Below are 22,068 nucleotides of genomic sequence, written 5' to 3' on the forward strand. Positions count from 1 at the left end.
TCCTGAGACCTCGGCCGGTCAGACCGCGAAGAAAACCGTCTCGCCTTCGCCCTGCAATCGCACGTCGAACCGGTAGCCGTCGCCGTCTTTCCGCGCCAGCAAGGTTTCCCGCCGATCCGCGGGAACGCTCGCCAGGACGGCGTCGCCCGCGTTGTCCTGATCCGCGAAGTAGATGCGGGTGACGACCCGGTTCAGCAACCCGCGGGCGAACACCGACACGTCGATGTGCCGGGCCTGCGGGGTCCCGGAGGCGTCCGGCACCGGCCCCGGCAGCAGGGTCAGGATCCGGTACTGGCCTTGGTCGTCGGTCGGGCATCGGCCGAAGGCCCGGAACGGGGCCGCCGGCTTGCCGCGCGGGTCGTCCGGGTGGTCGAAGCCGCCGGACGGGTCGGCCTGCCAGGTCTCGATCATCGCGTCCGGCACCGGGTTCCCGGCGCCGTCGTAGACGACGCCGCGGATCCAGATCGCCCCTTCGGTGCCTTCCGGGACCACGAACGGGCCGTCGTCCCACGGCAGCCCGATGGACAGGTACGGCCCGACCGTCTGCGAGGGCGTGCTTTCGAGACTCACTCGTCTTCCTCCTCGTCCTCGAACACCGACTGGTCGCGCCCGCGCACCACGATGTCGAACTGGAACGCCAGCGCCCATTCCTCTTCGGTGCGCTCGAGGTCGAACCGGGAGATCATCCGCTGCCGGGCCTTCTCGTCCGGAACCGCGTTGAAGATCGGGTCCTGGGAGAACAGCGGATCGTCCGGGAAGTACATCTGCGTGACCAGCCGCTGGGTGAACGCCGAGCCGAACACGGAGAAGTGGATGTGCGCCGGGCGCCACGCGTTGTCGTGGTTCTTCCACGGGTACGCGCCGGGCTTGATCGTGGTGAACTGGTAGCGCCCGTCGCGGTCGGTGAGAGTGCGGCCGAGCCCGTCGAAGTTCGGGTCGAGCGGCGAGGGCCAGCGGTCGCCGGTGTGCCGGTAGCGGCCGCCGGCGTTGGCCTGCCAGATCTCGACGAGCGAGTCGCGGATCGGCCGTCCGTCTCCGTCGAGGAGCCGGCCGGTGACGATGATCCGCTGTCCCTGCGGTTCGCCCGCGTGCTGGCGGGTGAGATCGTTGTCGAGCTCGCCGATCCGGCCAGGGCCCAGCAGCGGCCCGGTGACCTCGGTGAGCATCTGCGGCAGCAGGACCAACGGCTGCTTCGGATGCCGCAGCGCGGTGGAACGGTATTGCGGACTGTCCAGCGCCGGATGCGTGCCTTCCGGGTCGGGCCGGTATCGCGGCAGAGGTGTCGTCACGGTGCTCCTCCTCAGCGGTTCTCGAGCACGACGGCCAGGCCCTGGCCGACGCCGATGCAGATGGCGGCGAGCCCCCAGCGCGCCCCGGTGCGGCGCAACTGGTGCGCGACCGCGCCGATGATCCGGCCGCCGGACGCGCCGAGCGGGTGGCCGATCGCGATGGCGCCGCCGTTCACGTTCACGATCTCCGGATCCAGCTTGGACCATTCTTTCAGGCACGCCAGCGACTGCGCGGCGAACGCCTCGTTCAGCTCCACCACGGCGAGGTCGTCCCAGCCGATTCCGGCCCGCTCGATCGCGATCTCCGCGGCGCGCACCGGCCCGATGCCGAACACGTCGGGATCGACTCCGGCCGCGCCCCGTCCGGCGATGCGGGCGAGCGGCGTCTTGCCCAGCCGTTCGGCCGCGGCCTCGTCGCCGAGCAGCAGCGCCGAGGCACCGTCGTTCAGCGGAGACGCGTTGCCGGCCGTCACGGTGCCGTTTTCCTTGCGGAACACCGTCTTCAGCTTCGCCAGCTTCTCGGCCGTGGAGTCCGGCCGGATGCCCTCGTCCCGGGTCAGCTCGACGCCCTCGACCGGCACCACGTGGTCGTCGTAGAAGCCCTCGTCCCACGCCCGGGCGGCGTTCGCGTGGCTGCGCGCGGCGAACGCGTCCTGTTCCTCCCGGCTGATGCCGTAGCGTTCGGCGAGCAATTCGGTGGACTCGCCGAGGGAAACCGTCCAGTGCGACGGCATCGCCGGGTTGACCATCCGCCAGCCGAGCGCGGTGTTGTACAGCGTCTGGTTTCCGGCCGGGAACGCCTTGTCCGGCTTGGGCATCACCAGCGGCGAGCGGCTCATCGACTCCACGCCGCCGGCGACGACCAGCGACGCGTCGCCGACCTGGATGGCCCGGCTGGCCTGCACAGTCGCCTCGACGCCAGACCCGCACAGCCGGTTGACCGTCGCCCCGGGAACCGACGTCGGCCAGCCCGCGAGCAGTGCGGCCATGCGCGCCACATTGCGGTTGTCCTCCCCCGCGCCGTTGGCGTCGCCGAGCAGCACCTCGTCCACAGTGGACGGATCGAGCCCGTTGCGCTCGGCCAGCGCGCGCAGGACGCCCGCGGCGAGGTCGTCGGGGCGCACTCCGGACAGGGCGCCGCCGTAGCGCCCGAAGGGGGTGCGGATCGCGTCGAGTACGTAAGCGTCGCTCATTCGCCGGCCTTCTTCAGTTCGCGGAGCAGGGTCAGTTCGCGTTCGGTGGGTGCGGGGGTGGTCTTGAGGTCCGCGGCCGCCTTCAGTGTCCACCCGGTGGCTGCCACCGCTTGCTCCAGCTCGACCCCCGGGTGCAGTTCGGTGAGCGTCAGCTCGGCGGTCTCCGGGTCGGGCCGCATCAGGCCGAGGTCGGTGACCACCAGCGTAGGCCCGGCGCCGCGCAGGCCGAGCCGTTCCCGGTCGCCCCGGCCGGAGCCATGGCCGAACGAGGTGATGAAATCGACCTTGTCCACGAACGTCCGCTTGCTCTGCCGCAGGACGACGAAGACTTCCTTGCAGGACGCCGCGATCTCGGGCGCGCCGCCCGCGCCGGGCAGCCGCACCTTCGGATCGTGGTAGTCGGCGCCGATCACCGTGGTGTTGATGTTGCCGAACTTGTCCAGCTGAGCCGCGCCGAGGAAGCCGACGTCGATCCGGCCGGGCTGGAGCCAGTAGTTGAACACCTCGGGCACGCTGATCACCGCGTCCGCCGTGTCGGCCAGCTCGCCGTCGCCGATCGACAGCGGCAGCCGGCTCGGCTTCGCGCCGAGACAGCCCGATTCGTAGATCAGCGTGAGGTTCGGCGCGTGCGTGCGCCGGGCCAGGTTCGCCGCGGTGCTGGGCAGCCCGATCCCGACGAAGCAGGACATCCCTTCGCCGAGCGCACGGGCCGCGGCGATGCTCATCATCTCGTCGGCGGTGTACTCGCTCATGCCGTCACCCCGGTCAGCTCGTCCAGCCACTTGGCGAACTCCGCGCGATCCCGCCCGATCGCGTCCCATGCCTGATAAGCCGCGTTGTCTCGTTCGTAGTACCCGGCGGCGTACGACGGCGCCGCCCCGCGCGGAACCTCGGCGACCGCGGTGACCGCCCAGGACGGCAGGACCAGCGCTCCCGGCCGGGGTTCCAGCTCGTCGACGACCTCTTCCACGGTGACCAGCGACCGCTTCGCCGCGAGCACCGCTTCCTTCTGCACGCCCGCGATGCCCCACAGCTGCACGTTGCCCGCCCGGTCGGCCCGCTGCGCGTGCACGATCGTGACGTCCGGGTTCAGCGCGGGCACCGCGGTGAGCTGCTCGCCGGTGAACGGGCAGGTGATCGGCTTGATCGTGTCCGTCTGCGCGGGAAGGTCGGTGCCGGTGTACCCGCGCAGCACGGCGAACGGCAGCCCGGAAGCGCCTGCCACGTAGCGGTTCGCCATGCCGGCGTGGCTGTGCTCCTCGATCTCCAGCGGCACCGGCCACCCCTGCTGGACCGCGTCGCGGAACCGGTGCAGCGAGCCGACGCCCGGGTTGCCGCCCCAGGAGAAGATCAGCTTGCTCGCGCAGCCCGCGCCGATGAGCTGGTCGTAGACGATGTCCGGAGTCATCCGCACGAGAGTGAGACCCCGTCGGCCTTGACGGATGATCTCGTGGCCGGCCGCGACCGGGATGAGGTGCGTGAAGCCCTCGAGAGCGACCGTGTCCCCGTCGTGCACCAGCTCGGCGACCGCCTCGCCGAGCGACAGCACCCTTGCCATCACGAGCCTTTCCGTCTGGATCTTCCTGCTTCTGCCAGTTCCGCGTTATGGTGTTCGCATCGCGCACACTCGTTCTGCATTCGAACATAGCATGGATCGGCGGCCCGGGCGAGAGGTCAGCCGAAGGAAGCGAGGGACAGCGGGACCGAGCGGAAGAATCGGGCGGCTCAGCCGAGAGCCGGACGGAAGCTGTCGCAGCACAATGCGTCTTCAATCGAAAAACGGAGCGCGATGCTTTGGCTGCGCCGCGATAACCGTTTCAGGACAACAAGTCTGACCCGAAAAGCCGAACCGGGACGATCGCACGGCCGCGCGATCGCGACGCGGCGGCGGTCCGGTCCGGAACGGCGACGGCCGAGCGGTTTTCGCTGCGCAGTACCGCGATGCGGAAAACAGTCAGCGGCGGCGACGGCTGCCGTCGAGCACGGGGAATACGGTCCCCGCAGCTCAGGCGGCTATCTGCGGCGCGAACCTCGCTCTGCCGACGTCCGGGGCATTAGGCTGCTCGGCATGCCCAAGATCGCTGTCACCCGCTGGATCCCAGCCGAGGCCGCACAGGTTCTCGCCGAGGCAGGCGACGTCGAGATCTCCCCGGAGGACCGGCCGCTCACGCCCGAGGAACTACGGAAATTCGTGGCCGGCTCGTCCGCGGTGGTGTCGATGCTGCACGACCGGATCGACGGCTCGGTGGCGGAAGCGGCCGGGCCCGGGCTGAAGGTCGTCGCGAACGTCGCCGTGGGCTACGACAACGTGGACGTCGGCGCACTCGCCGAACGCGGCGTGGTCGTCACCAACACCCCGGGCGTGCTCACCGAAGCGACGGCGGACCTCACGTTCGGGCTGCTGCTGTCCGTTTCGCGGCGGCTCGGCGAAGGCGAACGCCTGCTGCGCGCCCGGAAGCCGTGGTCGTTCCATCTCGGATTCCTGCGCGGGTCCGGGTTGCAGGGCAAGACGCTGGGCATCGTCGGGCTCGGGCAGATCGGCCGCGCGGTGGCGGGCCGGGCCGCGGCGTTCGGGATGCGGGTCGTCTACTCGGGACGGTCCGCGAAGCCCGATTTCGACGGCGAGTTCGTGTCCTTCGAAGAGCTGCTGCACCGGTCGGACTTCGTGTCGCTGCACTGCCCGCTCACGCCGCAGACGCGACATCTCGTCGACGCGGCCGCGTTGCGGGCGATGAAGCCGAGCGCGTACCTGGTGAACATGACGCGCGGCCCGGTCGTCGACGAGGCGGCGCTGGCGGACGCACTCGAAGCCGGCGAGATCGCCGGTGCGGCGCTGGACGTGTTCGAGAAGGAACCGGATGTGCAGCCGCGGCTGCTGGATCGCGACGACGTGGTGCTGACGCCGCACCTCGGTTCGGCGACGGTGGAAACGCGGACCGCGATGGCGGTGCTGGCCGCGCGGAACGTCGTCTCGGTGCTCGCCGGCGCCGAGCCGCTGACGGAGGCGGGCCGATGACCCGGGTCGTGATCGCGCCGGACAAGTTCAAGGGGAGCTTGACCGCGGTCGAGGTAACCGAAGCGATCGCGCAAGGCGTGCGCGACGTCGTGCCGGATGCCGAGATCGCCGCGTGCCCGGTCGCGGACGGCGGCGAGGGAACGCTCGAAGTCCTGGAGAACGCCGGCGGTTCGGTGGTGCGCAAGACAGTGCGCGGCCCGCTCGGCGATCCGGTCGACGCGCGCTACGTGCTGCTCGACGGCACGGCGTACATCGAGTCGGCGCGCGCGTGCGGGATCGAGTTCGTGACGCCGAGTCCGGAAGTCGCGCTGACCGCGCACACCTGGGGCGTCGGCGAGTTGCTGAACGATGCCCTGGCCCGAGGCGCGCGGCGGCTCGTGCTGACCGTCGGCGGCACTGCCAGCACCGACGGCGGCGCCGGAATGCTCGCCGCGATGGGGGCTGCGGTCGTCGATTCGGCAGGCGGACCCGTGGGCCTGGGCGGCGGTGCCCTGGCGCGCGTCGCGAATGTCGACTTGGCCCCGGCGCGCGAACGCCTCGGCGCGGTTCCGGTGGCAGTCGCGACGGACGTGACCAACCCGCTGCTCGGCACGAACGGCGCGGCTGCTGTCTTCGGCCCGCAGAAGGGCGCACGCCCGGCTGACGTGCAAACCCTGGACGACGCGTTGTCGCAGTGGGCCAAAGCGCTCGTCCAGGCGGGCGCGCCGGACGCTTCCGACCTTCCGGGGGCCGGAGCGGGCGGCGGTGTCGCCGCGGGCGCGATCGCCGGGCTGGGCGCGACCGTCGAGTCCGGCTTCGACCTGATCGCGGCGCTGGTCGGGGTAGACACCGCCTTGCGCGGAGCGGACCTCGTGATCACCGGAGAGGGTTCGCTGGACGAGCAGTCGCTGGCCGGCAAAGCCCCGGCGGGCATCGCGGCGCGAGCCGGGCAGGCTGGCGTCCCGCTGCTGGTACTGGCCGGCCGGATCCAGCTGGACACGGCCGCACTGGCCGGACTGGGCGTGGTCGGCAGCAGCGCGCTCATCGACCACGCACCGTCACTGGACTACGCCCGGGCGCACGCCGCGGAACTGCTGCGCGAACGGACGGCAGCGCTGGTCCGGGAGTGGCTGCAATCGAGGTGACGCCGCCTCCGCCGCTGGAGAGCTAGCTGCGGCAACTCGCGCAGATGGCCTGCCGGCCGGGTGACTCGGTGCGGCAGGCCATCAACTCACATCGCGCGCGGACTAGAAGGGCTCTACAGAGGCCATGGACGCTCAGGCGGACTGCTGCGGCAGCACTGCGAACGCGACATCCCCTGTTTCGTCCTGCTGGACGTCCAGCACCTTGTCGTCGAGCAAAGCGGCGGCCTGGGGCTCGAGGAAGACCTTCGCCCCGCCGTCCGCGCCGACGATCCGGTCGCCGTCCTCCGGCGACGGGGCGACCGACAGTGCCAGCTGTGCCCCGTCGCCTTCCATGCTTTGCAGGGCGAACCGCAGGCCGCTCTGTTCGGAATCAGTGCCTTGCTCGGCGGTCAGCGCGGTGATCGCCTCGGCGGCGGCTTCGGTGACGGTCAGCATCTCTCGGCCTTCCCTTCGTCGCAGTCGGATGCGCGGTCGGTTGCAGGTGGTTTTTCACGCTAAGGGCGGTGCGGCGGCGGCGCAGTGTGAGCGGGAAGCCGTCGCCGCGACGGTGGAACCGGTCACAAACACGTTTGAGATCACGATCTCCGGGCCATGGCTGACCGGATCGCATCGGCGACCGTGCCGCCCCCGCGGTCGACCCGTTCGCCGCGACCGGGTGTCTCCGGCGGCTCGGATCCGTCCTCCCCGGTCGGGCCGGTCGCGATGGCCGCCGGGCTGGGCGTGTCGAGCGGGTCGGCGCGAAGGCTGTCGGCACCGGGTGCTTGACTCTGGTCGTCACCGAGTTCGCGCACGGGCATCTCCCGAAGTCCGGAGTGGTTCGTGGTGAGCTACCCGAGGCGACATCGGGTGAAACGGGCCGAACGGCTGTCGCTGGAATCACAACCGTTCATCGGGTTCAACAAGTTCACGATTCTGTGAAGCGGGGTTAGCGTCACAGCATGACCACCACCAGGTGGGTGCCTCGCGGCCGGAGCACGCTCCGCCGCGGGCGCACGTCCGGGCAGGACGCCGTGCCCGGCAGCGACCGGCCAGGCGGCGCTTCCGGCGACCGCTCGTCCGAGCCGGACCGGAATGTCGGAAGCCAGTCGCCAGGGAACGGCGAAGTGACCGATCGCCTGGACACCTCCGTCACGAGTTCGCCGCCGGCGGAGCGCTCCCCCGGCACCCCGGGCAAGCCTGATCGCCGCCAGCCGGCGAACGACGGCGGCACAGCTTCCGGCGGCAGCGCCGGAACCGATGCCAGGCGGTCTTTCGAGCCGAGCACTTTCGCACAGGACACCGCCGCCAACCTCCGCGGCACCGGCAGCTCAGAGACCGGCGCGCACGCTGCCCGGCATCTCGCCCCGGGCGGGCGGATCCCGGAAGCCGCCAGCCTCGCTGTCGCACCGGCGCCCGGCCGCCACGAACTCGGCGGACACGCCGCCTGGTATCTCGCCGCCGGCGTCGTCACCACCGGGCTGCAAGCCGTCCTCTTCCTGGTTTTCCGTCCGGAGTTCGGCGCGCAATGGGCGAACCTCGCCGCACTCGCGATCACGACCGTCGGGAACACCGAATTCCACCGGCGCGTCACGTTCGCCGGGCGAAGCAGCCGGGCAGGCAAACGGCATCTGCAGGATCTCGTCACTTTCGCCTTCTACGCGGGCTACGGCTCAGCCGTTCTCGCCACCCTCGACGCTGTCGCCGGGCAGCCCTCGGCGCAGCAGCAGACTGTCGCCTTGCTCGCGGCCAGCTTCGTCGGCGGAGTAGTCCGATTCGGCGCCCTGCGGTGGTGGGTGTTCGCCCGTCGGCCGGATGCCGACGCCGCCCAAGATCACCAGGAGTAAGGAACGCCGCGCTACCCGCGGTACGACCATTCTCTGTCGCGCTACGTGGCCGTCACTCTTCGTGAGGCGGATATCCGGCCATCCGCACATGCTGCGAGGCCGAATTCGTACTGTGCGTCGCCCGGTCTCGTTTGTGTCAAGACCACTGCTGCTAACGGGGTATTCGTAGTTGAAATGTGGACGGTCAGCCTCCGGCCGCTTAAAGTTACGGAGCGTCGCAACGGTCACAGCTTCCCCCTCGATCGATCGGAGTAGCTGCGACCGCAACATCACAGAGTGTTGACCCCAAGACAGCGACGGTCGCAGGGTCGCCGGGGAGACGACCATGACAGCACCGTCGAAGACGTCCCACAGCGCGGACTCCGGTGTCGCGGGGTACGTAAGACCCGAAACGCTGCCGCGGCCCGGCGCGCGCCTGACCAAGGAAGACCTCGATCCGCTCGTGCGCGCTGCGGGCCAGGGCGACCGGACCGCCATCGCCGGTCTGCTGCACGTTCTCCGCCCGGTCGTCGCCCGCTACTGCCGAGCCCGGATGGGCGGCCGCGACCTGTCCTACCTGTCCGCCGACGACGTCGCCCAGGACGTCTGCATGGCGGTTCTCAAGGCCCTGCCCGACTATCAGGACCGCGGAGGTTCGTTCCTCTACCTCGTGCACGCGATCGCCGCCAACAAGGTCGCCGACGCCTACCGGGCGGTGGCGCGCGACCGTTCCGAGCCGGTGCCCGAGCTGCCGGAACACCCGCTCAGCCACGGAAACGAGCCAGAAACGCACGCATTGCGGCTCGACCTCGGCAGCCGCTTGCAGGAACTGCTCACCCGGCTCGCCCCGCTGCAGCAGGAAATCCTCGCGCTGCGCATCGTCGTCGGGCTCAGCGCGAACGAGACCGCCGAAACGCTCGGCATCTCGGCCGGCAACGTCCGCGTCACCCAGCATCGCGCTCTGACCAAACTCCGCGAAATGGTGCAGGGCCTGGACCTCTGAGCCGCCTCGTCACCCGAACGGCTTGCCGTTCGCGACAGGCTCGACAACGCGTCATCCGCGAAGGCACTCTGGAACGAGCCGCCGCGCTCAGCCCAGTCGATAAGTCCGTTTCGCCGTGTGCTCGAAAACCTCCAGCCGCTCCGGATCGCTCAGCCCGCCGGTGAGCGACACCGCCGCGTCCAGGACGACCTCGTAGGCTGCCGCCAGTTCGCAGACCGGCCAGTCCGACCCGAACATGACCCGGCTCGGGCCGAACGACGCGAAAACGTGGTCCGCGTAGCGGCGCAAGTGGCCGACCTGCCACTCGCGCCAGTCGGCTTCGGTCACCAAACCGGACAGTTTGCAGTGGACGTTGTCATGAGCGGCCAGCGCGGCGACATCGTCCGCCCACGGTTGCCAGTCGCCGGCCGCGATGCCGGGTTTCGCGGCGTGGTCGAGGACCAGCCGCACCTCCGGGAGTCGTTCGGCCACTTGCCGCGCGGCGGCGAGCTGGGCCGGGCCGACCAGGAGGTCGTAGACCAGTCCGGCGTCGCCGACCGCGGTCAGTCCGCGCAGGATTTCCGGACGCAGCAGCCAGTCCGGGTCCGGCTCGTCCTCGACCTGGTGCCGGATGCCGACCAGCGGGCCCAGCTCGCCCAGCCGGGCCAGCCGGTCGGCGACGTCCGGCGCGGCCAGGTCGACCCAGCCGACCACACCGGCCACGAGCGGCTCCGCCGCCGCGGTGGCGAGGAACTCCTCGGTCTCCGCCTGATCCGGCACGGTCTGCGCCAGGACGGTGGCATGCACGCCGGCCGCGGTCGTCACGGCACGGAGGTCGCCGACGGTGTACGGCCGGCGGATCGGGGCCAGCGCGTCGCCGGACATCCACGGGTAGGCGCGGCGCGTCGGATCCCAGAGATGGTGGTGCGAGTCGATCACTGCGTTCCTCCATGCGGGGCTGGGCGGGCGGGCGGCCGGGGCCGCCCTGTCGGGTTGGACGGCGGGGCTGTCGGGCGGCCGAGCGCATCGGTCACGGCGGTCGGCGAGACGCCTCGCGGCCACCGCGCGTCACCAGTCGGCAGCTCCGTCGCCACACGCCCCGCCACGTAGGGCATCGTCACTGTCCTCGAGCCGTTCGGCCCCGAGACAGCCCAGACACCGTTCAACACCGTCACTGTCCGCCTCCTGACCCCGCTCGGCTGGCAGCCAAGCGAAGCAGTCCAGCGTCCGCGAGGTCGTCCCACAACGCGGCCGGGATTTTCGCCGCTGCCCGGCGGACGTTGAGCGCTACTTGCTCCGCATCGTGCGCGCCGACGACCACTGAAACCACCGCTGGATGGGTGCGGGGCAGCGCCAGCGCGGCTTCGGGCAGCGAAACCCCATGGCGAGCGCAGATTGCCGCGATCTTCCGGGCCTTCTCCACGAGATCCGCGGGTGCGGCGGCGTAGTCGTAGATCGCGCCGGGTTCTTCGGTGGCAAGGATCCCGCCGTTGAAGACCCCGCCCGCCACCACGCCGACTCCGCGTTCGGCGCACAGCGGCAGAAGATCGTCCAGGGCAGGCTGGTTCAGCAGGGTGTAGCGACCCGCCATCAGCACGTGGTCGACGTCGAACCGGCGGACGAACTCCGCCAGCATCGGCGCCTGGTTCATTCCGGCCCCGATCGCGCGCACCACGCCCTGCTCGCGCAGTTCCAGCAGCGCCGGGAACGCGCCCGAGACCGCGTCCTCGAAATGGTCGTCCGGGTCGTGCACGTAAACCAGGTCGATCCGGTCGAGGCCGAGCCGGGTCAGGCTCGACTCAAGCGAGCGCAGCACGCCGTCGCGGCTGAAGTCCCAGCGGCGGCGATAGGTCGCGGGGACGTCGAAGCCCTCGTCGTCGCGCTCGCCGGGGGCCGCCGCGCGCGGTTCCAGCACTCGTCCGACCTTCGTCGACAGGACGTACTCGTCACGCGGATGACCGGCCAGCGCGGCCCCGAGCCGGCGCTCGGACAGGCCAAGGCCGTAATGCGGTGCCGTGTCGAAGTAGCGGATGCCCTCGTCCCACGCCCGCCGGACGCTCGCCGCGGCCACTTCGTCCGGTATCGCGTGGTAGAGATTGCCCAGCTGCGCGCCGCCGAGTCCCAGCGGGGGAAGGTCCACGCTCACGCCTCCGCCGGGAGTTCCCACACCAGGCCGAGGCCATGGGCGAGTTCGGAACGGTCGAGGTCGAGCAGCGCGTTGATCCGTTCCTGCCAGGCGATATCGGCCGGGTCGACGGCGAGTTTCGCGCGCATCTGCTCGAAATCGTCCACCTCGACGAAGTGGAACAAGTCGAGCCCGTCGCGCCAGATCCGCCACGACCGCACGCCGGCCCGGCGCAGCGCGGCATCCAGATCCTGCGGAATGACGGCGTGCACCTCCTCATACGTGCTCTCCGTGCCGGGCTTGAGCCGGGTGCGCAAGGCCACTGTCTGCGGGGCCGAGGCGTGGGTCATCGTCGCTCCTGTCTGGTCTCGTGGCACGCTGTAGGGAGTAAACATCCGAGGTCTCTGCAGGGAGGGCGATTCCGATGCCCGTCACCGATGTCGCGATCGACAAGATCAAGGACATGATCATCTCGGGCGAGCTGGCTCCGGGCGACCGGCTCCCCAAGGAGGCCGAGCTGGCGCAGCGGCTGGGACTTTCCCGCAGCTCGCTGCGGGAAGCGGTGAAAGCGCTGTGCCTGATCCGGGTCCTGGACGTCCGGCAAGGAGACGGCACCTACGTCACCAGCCTCGAGCCGAACCTGCTGCTCGACGCGATGACGTTCGTCGTCGACTTCCACCGTGACGACACCGTGCTCGATTTCCTTGCGGTACGCCGGATCCTCGAGCCCGCGGCGACCGCGCTGGCGGCGCTGCACATGAGCGACGAGGACATCGACGAGCTCGGCGCGATGCTGGGCGAGCTGCAGGATTCGCCGACCGTCGAGGCACTGGTGGCCAACGACCTCCAGTTCCACCGCAAGATCGCCGACGGCTCGGGAAACCCGGTGCTGTGCTCGCTGCTCGAAAGCTTGTCCGGGCCGACCGCGCGGGCGCGAATCTGGCGCGGGCTCACTCAGGAGGGCGCGGTGGCGCGAACCCGGGAACAGCACGGTGCAATCTACGACGCGATCGCCGCCCGGGAGCCGGAACTGGCCCGTTCGTGGGCGACGGTGCACGTGGCCGGGGTGGAGCAGTGGCTGCGCAGCACGCTGGTGGACGAGGAATCGGCCGGGGAGACGCCGGCGGCTTCCTGAACGAGGGAACCCGCCCGGTCGCGGCCGGCGGGAATCCCCGGCCCGCCCCCGAGACGCGGTGTTGTCCGTGAAGGGCCCCTTCGCGGACTTAGATTCCGGCAAGGGGCCCTTCACGGCACGAAGCTCCTTCGACATCCCAGTGCCGATCAGGTCTGCGGCTTCCCGCCGGCGTACCGGCTGATGATCAGCGCGACCAGGATGATCCCGCCGTAGATCGCCTTCAGCCATTCCGCCGGGACCTGGGCGATGCGCAGCAGGCTGTCCACCGACTGCAGCAGCAGCACCCCGGTCAGAGCGCCGACCAGCGTGCCCCGTCCGCCGTCCAGCGAGACGCCGCCGATCACGGCCGCGGCGAAGACCTGCAGGATCAGCCCGTCGCCCTGGCCGGCGCCGAGCGCGCCGACGTAGCCGGTGTAGGCCAGGCCGCCGATCGCCGCCAGCACGCCGGCCACCACGAAGACCGCCCAGGAAATCCGGTCCACCCGGATGCCCGCCGCCCGCGCCGCCTCGCGGTTGCCGCCGATGGCGTACAGCGACCGGCCCACCCGGTGGTAGCGCAGGCCCAGTCCGAAGACCACGAACAACACCGCGGCCAGCCACACCGACATCGGCAGGCCGGCGAACGTCGTCGTCGCCAAACCGGTGAACGCGTCCAGATGGTCGAACAGCGTCTTGCCGTTCGTCGTGCCGATCTGGGTTCCGCGCAGCACGGTCAGCATGGCCAGCGTCACGATGAACGCGTTCAGCTTCAGCTTCACGATCAGGAAGCCGTTCACGAACCCGATCAGCGCGCCCACCACGGGAATCGCGACCAGGCCCAGAGCGGCCGGCCACTGCGTGCCGAAGCCGGACGACGCGGCCGGGATCACCAGCATCGCGCCGATCGCCGGCGCGATGCCCATCGTCGATTCCAGCGACAGGTCGAACTTTCCGGTCAGCAGCACCAGCGATTCGCCCAGCACCACCAGCGACAGCGCGGCCGCCGCGGACAGGATGCTGATCACGTTGTCGAAGGTGAAGAACGTGTCGCTGATCAGCCCGCCGATCACGAACACGACCACGAGCGCGGGCAGCAGCGCCAGCTCGCGCAGCCACGCCGTCTTCCGCCGCTTGGCGAGCGGCGCGGGCAGCGCCGTCTGCGGGTCGCTCATCAGGTCAGTCATGGAGCCCGACTCCTTCGATGTCCGCCACCAGGTCCCCGTCGGACCAGCCGGCCTGGTGAACGGCCGCCACCGCGCCCGCGCGCAGGACCAGCACCCGGTCCGCCAGGCGCAGGTCGTCCAGCTCGTCACTCACGAGCAGCACCGCCTTCCCCTCGGCCCGCACCCGGTCCACGACCGCGAGCAGGGCCTCTTTCGACTTCACGTCCACGCCCGCGGTGGGGTTGATCAGCACGACCACCCGCGGATCGCTCGCCAGCGCACGGGCGAGCACGACTTTCTGCTGGTTCCCGCCGGAAAGATCGGACACCGGCTGGTCCGGACCGGCCGCCACGATGTCGTAGTCGGCCAGCGCCGTGGTCCCGCGCTCGCGGCGGGCTTTCGGCGACGCGATGCCGCCGGAACCCATCCGGTCCAGAATGGACAGCGTCGCGTTGTCCATGATGGAGTGTTCCAGCACGAGACCTTCGTGGTGCCGATCCCGCGGAACACAACCGATTCCCGCGTGCAGCGCCGCCGGAATGTCGCCCGGGGGAAGCTGCTTTCCTTCCACCGAAACAGTTCCGGCGGTCGGCGCGCGGAGCCCGTACACCGTCTCGGCCACCTGGTGCTTGCCGCTCGCGTTGCTGCCCGCCAGGCCGACCACCTCGCCGCGGTGCACCCGCAGCGAGACGTCCGCGAACCCTTCGCCGGACAGCGAATCGACCGTCAGCACTTCTTCGGCGTCGGCCGCCAGCGGATCACGTGACGCGGCGTCTCGGACGGCGAGACCGCCCTGCTCCCCCGTCATCGCGTCGACCAGCGCGGCGCGGCTGACCTCTTCCACCGGCGCGGTGAGCACGTGCCGCGCGTCGCGCAGCACGGTCACCGCTTGGCACACCTCGTAAACCTCGTGCAGGTGGTGCGAGATGAACAGGAAGGTGACCCCGCTGCGCCGCATCTGGCGCATTCGCTCGAACAGCCGCTCGATCGCCTGGCTGTCCAGCTGCGCGGTCGGTTCGTCCAGCACGATGAACCGGGCGCCGTAGCTCAGCGCGCGGGCGATCTCCACGAACTGCCGGTCCTCGACCGACAGTTCGCCCGCCGGGGTGTCCACATCGACCCGCACGTCCCACGAGTCGAGCAGCTCCCGCGCCTGCCGGCGCAGCTTCTTCCAGCCGATCGCGAACCCGCCGCCCGCCTGCCGGTTCAGGAACAAGTTCTCCGCGACGGTCAGCTGCGGCACCACCATCGCGTGCTGGTACACGCACGCCACGCGGGCCTTCCAGTCGTCCTGTTTGGACAGCGGAGGGGCCGGCGCGCCGCCGAAGGAGACGCTTCCGGTGTCCGTGGTGGACAGTCCGGTGAGGATGGAGACCAGGGTGGACTTGCCCGCCCCGTTCCGGCCGACGAGCGCGTGCGACTCGCCGGGCCGGACGGTGAGGCTGACGTCGTGCAGCGCGACGGTGGGACCGTAGCGCTTCCCGACGCCGTCCGCCTGTACTACCGGCGCGCTCACAGGTTGTTACCCCACAAGGCTTTGTCGTCCACGTTCTCCTTGGTCACGACCGGCGCGGGCAGCTGGTCCTCCAGGATGCCCGGGCTGATCTCGACGATCGTGGAGCCGTGGTCGGTCGGTCCCGGCTTGAACGTCTCGCCCGCCATCGCCTTCTTCAGCCAGTACATGCCGTACTTGGCGTAGGCGTCGGCAGGCTGCGAGACCGTCGCGTCCAGTTCGCCGTTGCGGATCGCGGCGAGCTCCTGCGGGATGCCGTCGTTGCTGACCAGCACCACGTGCTTCGGGTCGCCGACCGGGAAGAACAGGTTCTTGCGCTTGAGCGCCTGCTCGGTCGGCGCCAGGTACACGCCGCCCGCCTGCATGTACACGCCCTTGATGTCCGGGTTCGCGGTGAGCAGGCTGTCCAGGCCGGACGAAGCCTTGTCCGCCTTCCACTCGGCGGCGACCTCGAGCACCTTGATGTCCGGGTACTTCGTCTTCATGCAGTCGCGGAACGCCGCCGAGCGGTCGCGGCCGTTGATCGACGCGAGGTCGCCCATCACCTGCACGACCTTGCCGCTCTTGACCCGCTTGCCGATTTCGTCGCACGCCTTGGCGCCGTAGGCCTTGTTGTCCGCGCGCACCACCATCGCGACCTTGCCGCTCTCCGGGGCGACGTCCACCGCGACCACCGGGACGTTCTTGTTCTCCGCCTGCTTGAGGCCGGCGACGACCGCCGCCGAGTCGAGCGGGGTCACCAGCAGGCCCTTGACGCCCTGGTTCAGCAACGTGCCGATGTCAGTGATGAGCTTGGCCGGGTCGCTGTCGGCGTTCACCGTCGGCAGCGCGTCGAGGGCCTGCTCCTTGGCCATCTGCGGCACGTATTTGTTGTACGCCTGCCAGAACGGAGAGGTCAACAACGGCACTGTCGCCCCGATCTTGCCGGTTCCGCCGCTGCCGCCGGCCGCCGCTGGCTTGTCCTTCGTGGACCCGCACGCGCCGAGCGCCAAACCGCACGCAGCCACTGCGGCGGCCAGCCGAATCACCTTTGTACGCACCGCATCCTCCTTGATGACAGGTCTTGTGGGCAGGGCAGAGTTCAGTGCTGGACGGGTCCGCGCGGGCGCAGGCCGTACATGCCTCCGTCGACCGCGAGCGCGGTGCCGGTGGTCGACGCGGACAGCGGGCTGGCCAGGTACGCGATGGCGTTCGCGACCTCGTCCGCGGTGACCAGCCGGCCCATCGGCTGCCGGGCGGCGAGCGCGGCCCGTTCGGCCGCCGGGTCCGCCGCGGTGTCGAGCAGCCGCCCGACCCAAGGGGTGTCCGCGGTGCCGGGGCACACGCAGTTGACCCGGATCCGGTCCGGCAGGTGGTCGGTCGCCATCGCCAGGGTCAGCGAGAGCACCGCGCCTTTGGTGGCCGAGTAAAGCGCCCGGGCGGGCAGCCCGGCCCAAGCCGCGATCGAGCAGGTGTTGACGATCGCCGCCCAGGGCGAGTTCTTCAGGTGCGGCAGCGCCGCACGAGCGGTGCGGACCATCCCGACGACGTTCACGTCGTAGGCGCGGTGCCACTCGTCGTCGTCGTTCGCGGTGACGTCGCCTTGCGCACCGATTCCCGCGTTGTTGACCAGGATGTCCAGCCGGCCGAAGCGCTCGACGACCGCGTCGACCGAGCCGCGCACCTCGGCGTCGGACGTCACGTCGCAGCGGAACCCGGCCAGCGGCTCGGGCACCTCGTCGGTTTTGAGGTCCAGCACCGCTACCCGCGCGCCGCGGGCGGCGAGCAGGTTCGCCGCCGCGAGGCCGATGCCGGAGGCTCCGCCGGTGACCGCGGCGACCAGGCCGTCGAATTCGCTCACTGCGCGTTCTCCGTCCATTCAGGACCGTCCGGGAAGCTGAACCGGCGCAGCGTAGCGTCGTGCATGCGCGCGGAGAACCCCGGAGCGGAGGGGGCGAGGTAGCGGCCGCCCTCGACGACCGCCGGGTCGGTGAAGTGGTCGTGCAGGTGGTCCACCCACTCGATGCTGCGGTCGGCGTCCGAGCCGGAGACCGCGACGAAGTCGAACATGGACAGGTGCCGGACCAGCTCGCACAGCCCGACCCCGCCGGCGTGCGGGCACACCGGAATGCCGAACTTGGCGGCCAGCAACAGGATCGCCAGGTTTTCGTTCACCCCGCCGACCCGGGCGGCGTCCAGCTGCAGCACGTCGATCGCGCCCGCCTGCAGCAACTGCTTGAACACCACCCGGTTCTGCACGTGCTCGCCGGTCGCGACCTTGATCGGCGCGACCGCCTTCGCGATGGCGGCGTGGCCGAGCACGTCGTCCGGCGACGTGGGTTCTTCGATCCAGTACGGGTCGTAGGGCGCGAGCGCGGTCATCCACGACACCGCGGTCGCGACGTCCCAGCGCTGGTTCGCGTCGACCGCCACCCGGATGTCCGGGCCGACCGTCTCGCGGGCCAGCTTCATCCGCCGGACGTCGTCCTCGAGATTGCCGCCGACCTTCAGCTTGATCATCTCGAAGCCGTCGGCCACCGCCTGTTCGGCCAGCCGGACCAGCTTCGCGTCGGAGTAGCCGAGCCAGCCCGCCGACGTGCTGTACGCGCGGTAGCCGTCGGCCTCGATCTTGGCGATCCGCTCCGCCTTGCCGGGTTCGGCGGCGCGGAGGATGTCCAGCGCTTCGGCTTCGGTGAGCGCGTCGGAGAGATAGCGGAAGTCCACCAGGGAAACCAGTTCCTCCGGCGTCATCCGCGCCGCGAACTTCCACACCGGCAGCCCGGCGCGGCGCGCGGCGAGGTCCCACGCGGCGTTGACGATCGCGCCGATCGCCATGTGCGCGACGCCCTTTTCCGGTCCCAGCCACCGGAACTGCGAGTCGCCGATCAGCACTCGGGAAATCTCGCCGAGCGCTGCCGCGTCCTCCGGGACGGCACGGCCGACCACGTGCGGCGCGAGCGCGCGGATGGCGGCGGCCTGCACGTCGTTGCCGCGGCCGATGGTGAACGCGAGGCCGTAGCCGTCCGGACCGGCGTCGGTGTGCAGCTCGACGTAAGCGGCCGAGTAGTCCGGGTCCGGGTTCATCGCGTCCGAACCGTCGAGCTCGCGCGACGTCGGGAAGCGGACGTCGCGGACCTCCATGCCGATGATCTTCGCCATGTCAGGCCTGCCCGAAGGTCTGGCGCTGCTTGCCGAGGCCGTCGATTTCCAGCTCGACGACGTCGCCCGCGCGCAGGTACGGCTTCGGCTCCGGCTGTCCGAGCGCGACGCCTTCCGGGGTGCCGGTGTTGATCAGGTCGCCGGGACGCAGCACCATGAACTGGCTCAGGTAGCGGACGATCTCGGCGACCGGGAAGATCATGTCCTGGGTGGAAGAGTCCTGGAACTTCACGCCGTTGACCCAGGTGCGCAGGCCGAGCGCCTGCGGATCCGGCACCTCGTCGGCGGTGACCAGCTCCGGGCCGAGCGGGTTGAACGTCTCGCAGTTCTTGCCCTTGTCCCACTGGCCGCCGCGGTTCATCTGGAAGTCGCGCTCGGACACGTCGTTCGACACGACGTACCCGGCGACGTGCGCCAGCGCCTCCTCCGGGCTTTCCAGGTAGCGGGCCGTCTTGCCGATCACCACGCCGAGTTCGACCTCCCAGTCGGTGGCCGTGGAGCCGCGCGGGACGAGCACCTCGTCGAACGGCCCGACCATGACGTCGGGCGCCTTCATGAACAGCACCGGCTCGGCCGGCGGCCGCGCGCCGGTTTCCTCGGCGTGGCGGCGGTAGTTCATGCCGATGCAGACGATCTTTCCGGGCGCGGCGATCGGCGCGCCGACCCGCAGCCCGGTCCCGTCGACCTCCGGGAGTCCGCCCGCCGCGAGCGCTCGCGCGGCTTTCGCGGGCCCGTCGCCGGCGAGGAACGCGCCGTCGATGTCCGGCGTGACCCCGGAGAGGTCGTGAAGGGTGCCGTCACCAGCACGGACGAACGGGCGCTCAGCCCCCGCTGCCCCGAGACGCACAAAACGCACGGACGATCCCTTCTCTCTACACCCACTTCGCGATACATCCGATGTATAGCGCATCGGTGGGCGGTGAATCTAGAGCGAGACGGGATTTTCCGGGGAAAGTGGTCCGATCACCGGTCAGTGCCGGGCATTCGGACCCGATAACGGACACTGAGCAGGCGGGATCGGCCCGCCCGAGCGAAGGAGACGGACAGCGCGGATGGGCACGAAACCGGGCGACCCGGCGGGACCAGTAGCGGCGAGCCAGCCGAGCGCGGCGCACGGCAAGATCCGACGTCTGCTCATCCTCGGCGGCCTCTCCGCGTTCGGCCCGCTCTCCATCGACATGTACCTGCCGGCGCTGCCCCGGATGGCGAACGACTTCCGGGCCGCCGACACCACCGTCCAGCTGACGCTGACCGCGTTCGTGATCGGACTGGCTGTCGGGCAGATCGTCGCCGGTCCGCTGTCGGACTCGTTCGGCCGCCGGCGACCGCTGCTGGCCGGGCTCGTGCTGTACCTCGCCGGTTCGGTCGCCGCCGCGGCCAGCCCGAGCGTCGAACTGCTGATCGCGGCCCGGTCCGTGCAGGCGCTGGGCGCGGCGGCCGGGATCGTGATCGCCCGCGCGACCGTCCGCGATCTCTACACCGGCACCGCGATGACGAAATTCTTCTCGCTGCTGCTGCTTGTCAACGGTCTCGCGCCGATCCTCGCCCCGGTGGTCGGCGGGCAGCTGCTCACGTTCACGTCCTGGCGCGGCGTTTTCGTGGTGCTGACCGGGTTCGGCGCGGTGCTGCTCGCCGCCGTCGCCTTCCTGCTGCCGGAATCCCTCGCGCCCGCCCACCGGCATCCGGCGCACCTGGGCAGCGTGCTGCGGACCTACGGGCGGCTGCTGACGGAACGGGCCTTTCTCGGCTACGCACTCACCGCTGGGCTGAACTTCGCGGCGCTGTTCGCGTATATCTCGGGTTCGTCGTTCGCACTGCAGGACGTCTATCACCTCAGCCCGCAGGAGTTCAGCCTCGTTTTCGGGCTCAACGGCGTCGGGATCGTGCTTACCGGACAGCTCAACGGATGGCTCGTCGGCCGGTTCCCGGAGCGGACGCTGCTGCGTACCGGAGTCTGCCTGTCGGCGACGTCCGGCGTGCTCACCCTGGTGGCCGCCGCATTCGGGCTTCCGCTGATCGCATTGCTGATCCCGTTGCTGGCCATGGTTTCCTGCATCGGGATCATCAACCCGAACGCCAGTTCGCTGGCGCTGGCCGGGCACGCGCGCACCGCCGGCTCGGCGTCCGCCCTGCTGGGCGTGCTGCAGTTCGCGGTCGGCGGGATCGCGACCCCGCTGGTCGGGCTCGGCGGCCCGGGCACCGCGCTCCCGATGGCCGCGACGATGGCCGGGTTCAGCGTGCTGGCCCTGCTCTCGTACCTGGCCCTGGCGCGGCCGGTCAAGCCAGCTCAGCCAGGTTCCCCTTCCGCAGCTGGTCGTCAGTGACCACGACCCGGTTGTCCACCAGGTTTTCCAGCGCGTCGCCGTCGTCCCACTGATTGACGTTCATCGCGGCGGACACCTCGCCGCCCGGGGTCACCCAGAACGCGGTGAAGTCGTAGCCGGCTAGATCGCCGCGGACCACGACCCGGTCGCGGTCGAGGTCCGGCAGACCGCGGTACTCGCAGCCGATCGCCGGGCCCCCGTGCTCGGGGTCGTACTGGTCGGAGAAGAAGTACGGGCTCTTCAAGTACGGCTCGTGCTCGCCGACGAGGTTTCCAGCGACCAATTCTCCTTGCGTACGCGCGGTTGCCCAGTGCTCGACGCGTACGCGATGTCCGTAGCGCGGGTGGAACTGCGAAGCAATGTCGCCGATCGCGTACACGTCCGGAGCCGCCGTACGCAGGCCAGCGTCGACGCACACCCCGCCGTCGTCAGCCAGCTCCAGACCGGCGACGTGCGCAAGGTCCACGTTCGGTGCCGCGCCGACTGCGATCAGCACGACGTCGGCCGACAGCTCGTCGCCGTTCGACAGCCGAACGCCTGTCGCCGTCGTATCGCCAGTGATCGCCGAAACGCCTTCGCCGAGACGCCACTGCACGCCGTGCTCGGTGTGCAGACGGTGGAACACTCCAGCGATCTCTTCGCCGAGAACGTTCGCGAGCGGCTGTTTTTCCGGCGCGACAACGGTCACCTCCGCTCCGTGCGTACGCGCGGCGGCGGCGGCTTCGGTGCCGATCCAGCCCGCACCGACGATCACCACCCGCTTCGCGGCTTCGAAGGCCGCGCGCAGCCGTAGGGAATCGTCGAGGGTGCGAAGCGTGTACAAGCCGGGAAGGTCGCCTCCAGGCACTTTCAGCGCGCGCGGGCGCGAGCCGGTGGCAAGGACCAGGCGGTCGTAGCGGTGCTCGCCACCGGTGTCGTCCAGGACAAGGCGCGCGCCCAGTTCTATCCGCGTCGCGGCGACGCCGGAGACGAGGCGAATGTCGTGCTCGGCCCAGTAACCCTCTTCACGCACCCAGTCGGGCTCGTCGGCATTGCCGAGCAGCACTGCTTTCGACAGCGGAGGCAGCTCGTACGGCCGATGCGGATCAGCTCCGAGCACCAGCACGTCCCCTTCGAAACCGCGTTCCCGGACGGTGGCCGCAGCGGTGGCCCCAGCCAGTCCCGATCCGACGACGACGATGTTCCGCGGTTCCGACATCCGTCCTCCCTTGGTGCCTGTGACCTGCGGGAACCGACGCTACTCCGGTCCGTCGCGGCCTGCCGGAAACCGGCCGGTAGGCAATTC

Annotated in this window: 23 protein-coding genes; 6 read left to right on the plus strand and 17 right to left on the minus strand. The window is 70.3% G+C overall.

The window, feature by feature from the left end; translation table 11 throughout:
- Positions 1-18: 18 nt before the first annotated feature.
- Genes pcaG through AMYBE_RS0123000 form a run of 5 tightly spaced genes read right to left on the minus strand, consistent with a single transcriptional unit; the run spans position 19 to position 4,040 of the window.
- Complete coding sequence (pcaG, locus tag AMYBE_RS0122980; RefSeq protein ID WP_020661741.1) at positions 19-570, minus strand: protocatechuate 3,4-dioxygenase subunit alpha; 552 nt, start codon at positions 568-570, stop codon at positions 19-21.
- Complete coding sequence (pcaH, locus tag AMYBE_RS0122985) at positions 567-1,289, minus strand: protocatechuate 3,4-dioxygenase subunit beta (protein WP_020661742.1); 723 nt, start codon at positions 1,287-1,289, stop codon at positions 567-569. The genes pcaG and pcaH overlap by 4 nt, the downstream gene beginning before the upstream one ends.
- Before the next feature lie 11 nt (positions 1,290-1,300).
- Complete coding sequence (locus AMYBE_RS0122990; protein WP_020661743.1) at positions 1,301-2,482, minus strand: thiolase family protein; 1,182 nt, start codon at positions 2,480-2,482, stop codon at positions 1,301-1,303.
- Positions 2,479-3,234: a CoA-transferase subunit beta gene (locus tag AMYBE_RS0122995; RefSeq protein ID WP_020661744.1), complete on the minus strand. Its 756-nt coding sequence runs from the start codon at positions 3,232-3,234 to the stop codon at positions 2,479-2,481. Before AMYBE_RS0122995 ends, AMYBE_RS0122990 begins: the two co-directional genes overlap by 4 nt.
- Entirely contained in the window at positions 3,231-4,040 is an 810-nt protein-coding gene (locus tag AMYBE_RS0123000) for a CoA transferase subunit A (RefSeq protein ID WP_027927915.1), read from the minus strand. The genes AMYBE_RS0122995 and AMYBE_RS0123000 overlap by 4 nt, the downstream gene beginning before the upstream one ends.
- Positions 4,041-4,550: 510 nt before the next feature.
- On the opposite strand from AMYBE_RS0123000, the gene AMYBE_RS0123005 reads away from it, so the two are divergent.
- Together AMYBE_RS0123005 and AMYBE_RS0123010 are read left to right on the plus strand one after the other, a co-directional pair.
- A complete protein-coding gene (locus tag AMYBE_RS0123005) occupies positions 4,551-5,498 on the plus strand; it encodes a 2-hydroxyacid dehydrogenase (protein ID WP_020661746.1) in 948 nt (315 codons plus the stop codon).
- Complete coding sequence (locus tag AMYBE_RS0123010) at positions 5,495-6,622, plus strand: glycerate kinase (RefSeq protein ID WP_020661747.1); 1,128 nt, start codon at positions 5,495-5,497, stop codon at positions 6,620-6,622. The genes AMYBE_RS0123005 and AMYBE_RS0123010 overlap by 4 nt, the downstream gene beginning before the upstream one ends.
- A 132-nt stretch (positions 6,623-6,754) precedes the next feature.
- On the opposite strand, the gene AMYBE_RS0123015 is transcribed toward AMYBE_RS0123010, so the two are convergent.
- Entirely contained in the window at positions 6,755-7,057 is a 303-nt protein-coding gene (locus AMYBE_RS0123015; RefSeq protein WP_020661748.1) for an iron-sulfur cluster biosynthesis protein, read from the minus strand.
- A gap of 140 nt (positions 7,058-7,197) precedes the next feature.
- On the minus strand, positions 7,198-7,413 hold the full coding sequence (locus AMYBE_RS0123020) for a hypothetical protein (RefSeq protein ID WP_154676280.1): 216 nt from the start codon (positions 7,411-7,413) through the stop codon (positions 7,198-7,200).
- Between the two features lie 564 nt (positions 7,414-7,977).
- On the opposite strand from AMYBE_RS0123020, the gene AMYBE_RS46290 reads away from it, so the two are divergent.
- Both AMYBE_RS46290 and shbA read left to right on the plus strand, forming a co-directional pair.
- A complete protein-coding gene (locus AMYBE_RS46290) occupies positions 7,978-8,445 on the plus strand; it encodes a GtrA family protein (RefSeq protein WP_051124990.1) in 468 nt (155 codons plus the stop codon).
- 325 nt (positions 8,446-8,770) lie between these two features.
- A complete protein-coding gene (gene shbA / locus AMYBE_RS0123035) occupies positions 8,771-9,427 on the plus strand; it encodes an RNA polymerase sigma factor ShbA (protein WP_020661751.1) in 657 nt (218 codons plus the stop codon).
- 87 nt (positions 9,428-9,514) lie between these two features.
- Here shbA and AMYBE_RS0123040 read toward each other — a convergent pair whose 3' ends face one another.
- From AMYBE_RS0123040 to AMYBE_RS0123050, 3 genes are all read right to left on the minus strand, one after another.
- Positions 9,515-10,345 carry an amidohydrolase family protein gene (locus tag AMYBE_RS0123040; protein ID WP_020661752.1) on the minus strand — a complete coding sequence of 277 codons (831 nt, stop codon included), beginning with the start codon at positions 10,343-10,345 and terminating at the stop codon, positions 9,515-9,517.
- Positions 10,346-10,577: 232 nt separating this feature from the next.
- On the minus strand, positions 10,578-11,552 hold the full coding sequence (locus AMYBE_RS0123045; protein WP_020661753.1) for an aldo/keto reductase: 975 nt from the start codon (positions 11,550-11,552) through the stop codon (positions 10,578-10,580).
- Positions 11,549-11,881 (minus strand): L-rhamnose mutarotase, encoded by a 333-nt coding sequence (locus tag AMYBE_RS0123050; protein WP_020661754.1) that lies wholly within the window; start codon positions 11,879-11,881, stop codon positions 11,549-11,551. Before AMYBE_RS0123050 ends, AMYBE_RS0123045 begins: the two co-directional genes overlap by 4 nt.
- Before the next feature lie 74 nt (positions 11,882-11,955).
- Between AMYBE_RS0123050 and AMYBE_RS0123055 the strand changes: the two genes are divergently transcribed.
- Complete coding sequence (locus AMYBE_RS0123055) at positions 11,956-12,666, plus strand: FadR/GntR family transcriptional regulator (RefSeq protein ID WP_020661755.1); 711 nt, start codon at positions 11,956-11,958, stop codon at positions 12,664-12,666.
- 146 nt (positions 12,667-12,812) lie between these two features.
- Here AMYBE_RS0123055 and AMYBE_RS0123060 read toward each other — a convergent pair whose 3' ends face one another.
- Genes AMYBE_RS0123060 through AMYBE_RS0123085 form a run of 6 tightly spaced genes read right to left on the minus strand, consistent with a single transcriptional unit; the run spans position 12,813 to position 19,315 of the window.
- Positions 12,813-13,829 carry an ABC transporter permease gene (locus tag AMYBE_RS0123060; RefSeq protein WP_020661756.1) on the minus strand — a complete coding sequence of 339 codons (1,017 nt, stop codon included), beginning with the start codon at positions 13,827-13,829 and terminating at the stop codon, positions 12,813-12,815.
- Positions 13,822-15,324, minus strand: a complete 1,503-nt coding sequence (locus AMYBE_RS0123065) for a sugar ABC transporter ATP-binding protein (RefSeq protein WP_020661757.1) — start codon at positions 15,322-15,324, stop codon at positions 13,822-13,824. Before AMYBE_RS0123065 ends, AMYBE_RS0123060 begins: the two co-directional genes overlap by 8 nt.
- Positions 15,321-16,361, minus strand: a complete 1,041-nt coding sequence (locus AMYBE_RS0123070) for a sugar ABC transporter substrate-binding protein (protein ID WP_034287193.1) — start codon at positions 16,359-16,361, stop codon at positions 15,321-15,323. The genes AMYBE_RS0123065 and AMYBE_RS0123070 overlap by 4 nt, the downstream gene beginning before the upstream one ends.
- 41 nt (positions 16,362-16,402) lie before the next feature.
- On the minus strand, positions 16,403-17,161 hold the full coding sequence (locus AMYBE_RS0123075) for an SDR family NAD(P)-dependent oxidoreductase (RefSeq protein ID WP_020661759.1): 759 nt from the start codon (positions 17,159-17,161) through the stop codon (positions 16,403-16,405).
- Complete coding sequence (locus AMYBE_RS0123080; protein WP_020661760.1) at positions 17,158-18,459, minus strand: enolase C-terminal domain-like protein; 1,302 nt, start codon at positions 18,457-18,459, stop codon at positions 17,158-17,160. Before AMYBE_RS0123080 ends, AMYBE_RS0123075 begins: the two co-directional genes overlap by 4 nt.
- 1 nt (position 18,460) lies before the next feature.
- Positions 18,461-19,315: a fumarylacetoacetate hydrolase family protein gene (locus tag AMYBE_RS0123085; protein WP_027927917.1), complete on the minus strand. Its 855-nt coding sequence runs from the start codon at positions 19,313-19,315 to the stop codon at positions 18,461-18,463.
- A gap of 196 nt (positions 19,316-19,511) precedes the next feature.
- Here AMYBE_RS0123085 and AMYBE_RS0123090 point away from each other — a divergent pair, with 196 nt between their 5' ends.
- Positions 19,512-20,783 (plus strand): Bcr/CflA family multidrug efflux MFS transporter, encoded by a 1,272-nt coding sequence (locus AMYBE_RS0123090; protein WP_020661762.1) that lies wholly within the window; start codon positions 19,512-19,514, stop codon positions 20,781-20,783.
- On the opposite strand, the gene AMYBE_RS0123095 is transcribed toward AMYBE_RS0123090, so the two are convergent.
- Positions 20,737-21,981 carry an NAD(P)/FAD-dependent oxidoreductase gene (locus AMYBE_RS0123095; RefSeq protein WP_020661763.1) on the minus strand — a complete coding sequence of 415 codons (1,245 nt, stop codon included), beginning with the start codon at positions 21,979-21,981 and terminating at the stop codon, positions 20,737-20,739. The genes AMYBE_RS0123090 and AMYBE_RS0123095 overlap by 47 nt on opposite strands.
- Positions 21,982-22,068 lie beyond the last annotated feature (87 nt).

The organism is Amycolatopsis benzoatilytica AK 16/65, assembly GCF_000383915.1.
In the GTDB taxonomy this organism is placed as follows: Bacteria; Actinomycetota; Actinomycetes; order Mycobacteriales; family Pseudonocardiaceae; genus Amycolatopsis; species Amycolatopsis benzoatilytica.

What these genes read in the sequence shown, in the direction of transcription:
- AMYBE_RS0122990 (WP_020661743.1), bottom strand. Translation starts at nt 2,482, where the DNA reads ATGAGCGACGCTTACGTACTCGACGCGATCCGCACCCCCTTCGGGCGC.
- AMYBE_RS0122995 (WP_020661744.1), bottom strand. Translation starts at nt 3,234, where the DNA reads ATGAGCGAGTACACCGCCGACGAGATGATGAGCATCGCCGCGGCCCGT.
- AMYBE_RS0123000 (WP_027927915.1), bottom strand. Translation starts at nt 4,040, where the DNA reads ATGGCAAGGGTGCTGTCGCTCGGCGAGGCGGTCGCCGAGCTGGTGCAC.
- AMYBE_RS0123005 (WP_020661746.1), top strand. Translation starts at nt 4,551, where the DNA reads ATGCCCAAGATCGCTGTCACCCGCTGGATCCCAGCCGAGGCCGCACAG.
- AMYBE_RS0123010 (WP_020661747.1), top strand. Translation starts at nt 5,495, where the DNA reads ATGACCCGGGTCGTGATCGCGCCGGACAAGTTCAAGGGGAGCTTGACC.
- AMYBE_RS0123015 (WP_020661748.1), bottom strand. Translation starts at nt 7,057, where the DNA reads ATGCTGACCGTCACCGAAGCCGCCGCCGAGGCGATCACCGCGCTGACC.
- shbA (WP_020661751.1), top strand. Translation starts at nt 8,771, where the DNA reads ATGACAGCACCGTCGAAGACGTCCCACAGCGCGGACTCCGGTGTCGCG.
- AMYBE_RS0123050 (WP_020661754.1), bottom strand. Translation starts at nt 11,881, where the DNA reads ATGACCCACGCCTCGGCCCCGCAGACAGTGGCCTTGCGCACCCGGCTC.
- AMYBE_RS0123055 (WP_020661755.1), top strand. Translation starts at nt 11,956, where the DNA reads ATGCCCGTCACCGATGTCGCGATCGACAAGATCAAGGACATGATCATC.
- AMYBE_RS0123060 (WP_020661756.1), bottom strand. Translation starts at nt 13,829, where the DNA reads ATGACTGACCTGATGAGCGACCCGCAGACGGCGCTGCCCGCGCCGCTC.
- AMYBE_RS0123080 (WP_020661760.1), bottom strand. Translation starts at nt 18,459, where the DNA reads ATGGCGAAGATCATCGGCATGGAGGTCCGCGACGTCCGCTTCCCGACG.
- AMYBE_RS0123090 (WP_020661762.1), top strand. Translation starts at nt 19,512, where the DNA reads ATGGGCACGAAACCGGGCGACCCGGCGGGACCAGTAGCGGCGAGCCAG.
- AMYBE_RS0123095 (WP_020661763.1), bottom strand. Translation starts at nt 21,981, where the DNA reads ATGTCGGAACCGCGGAACATCGTCGTCGTCGGATCGGGACTGGCTGGG.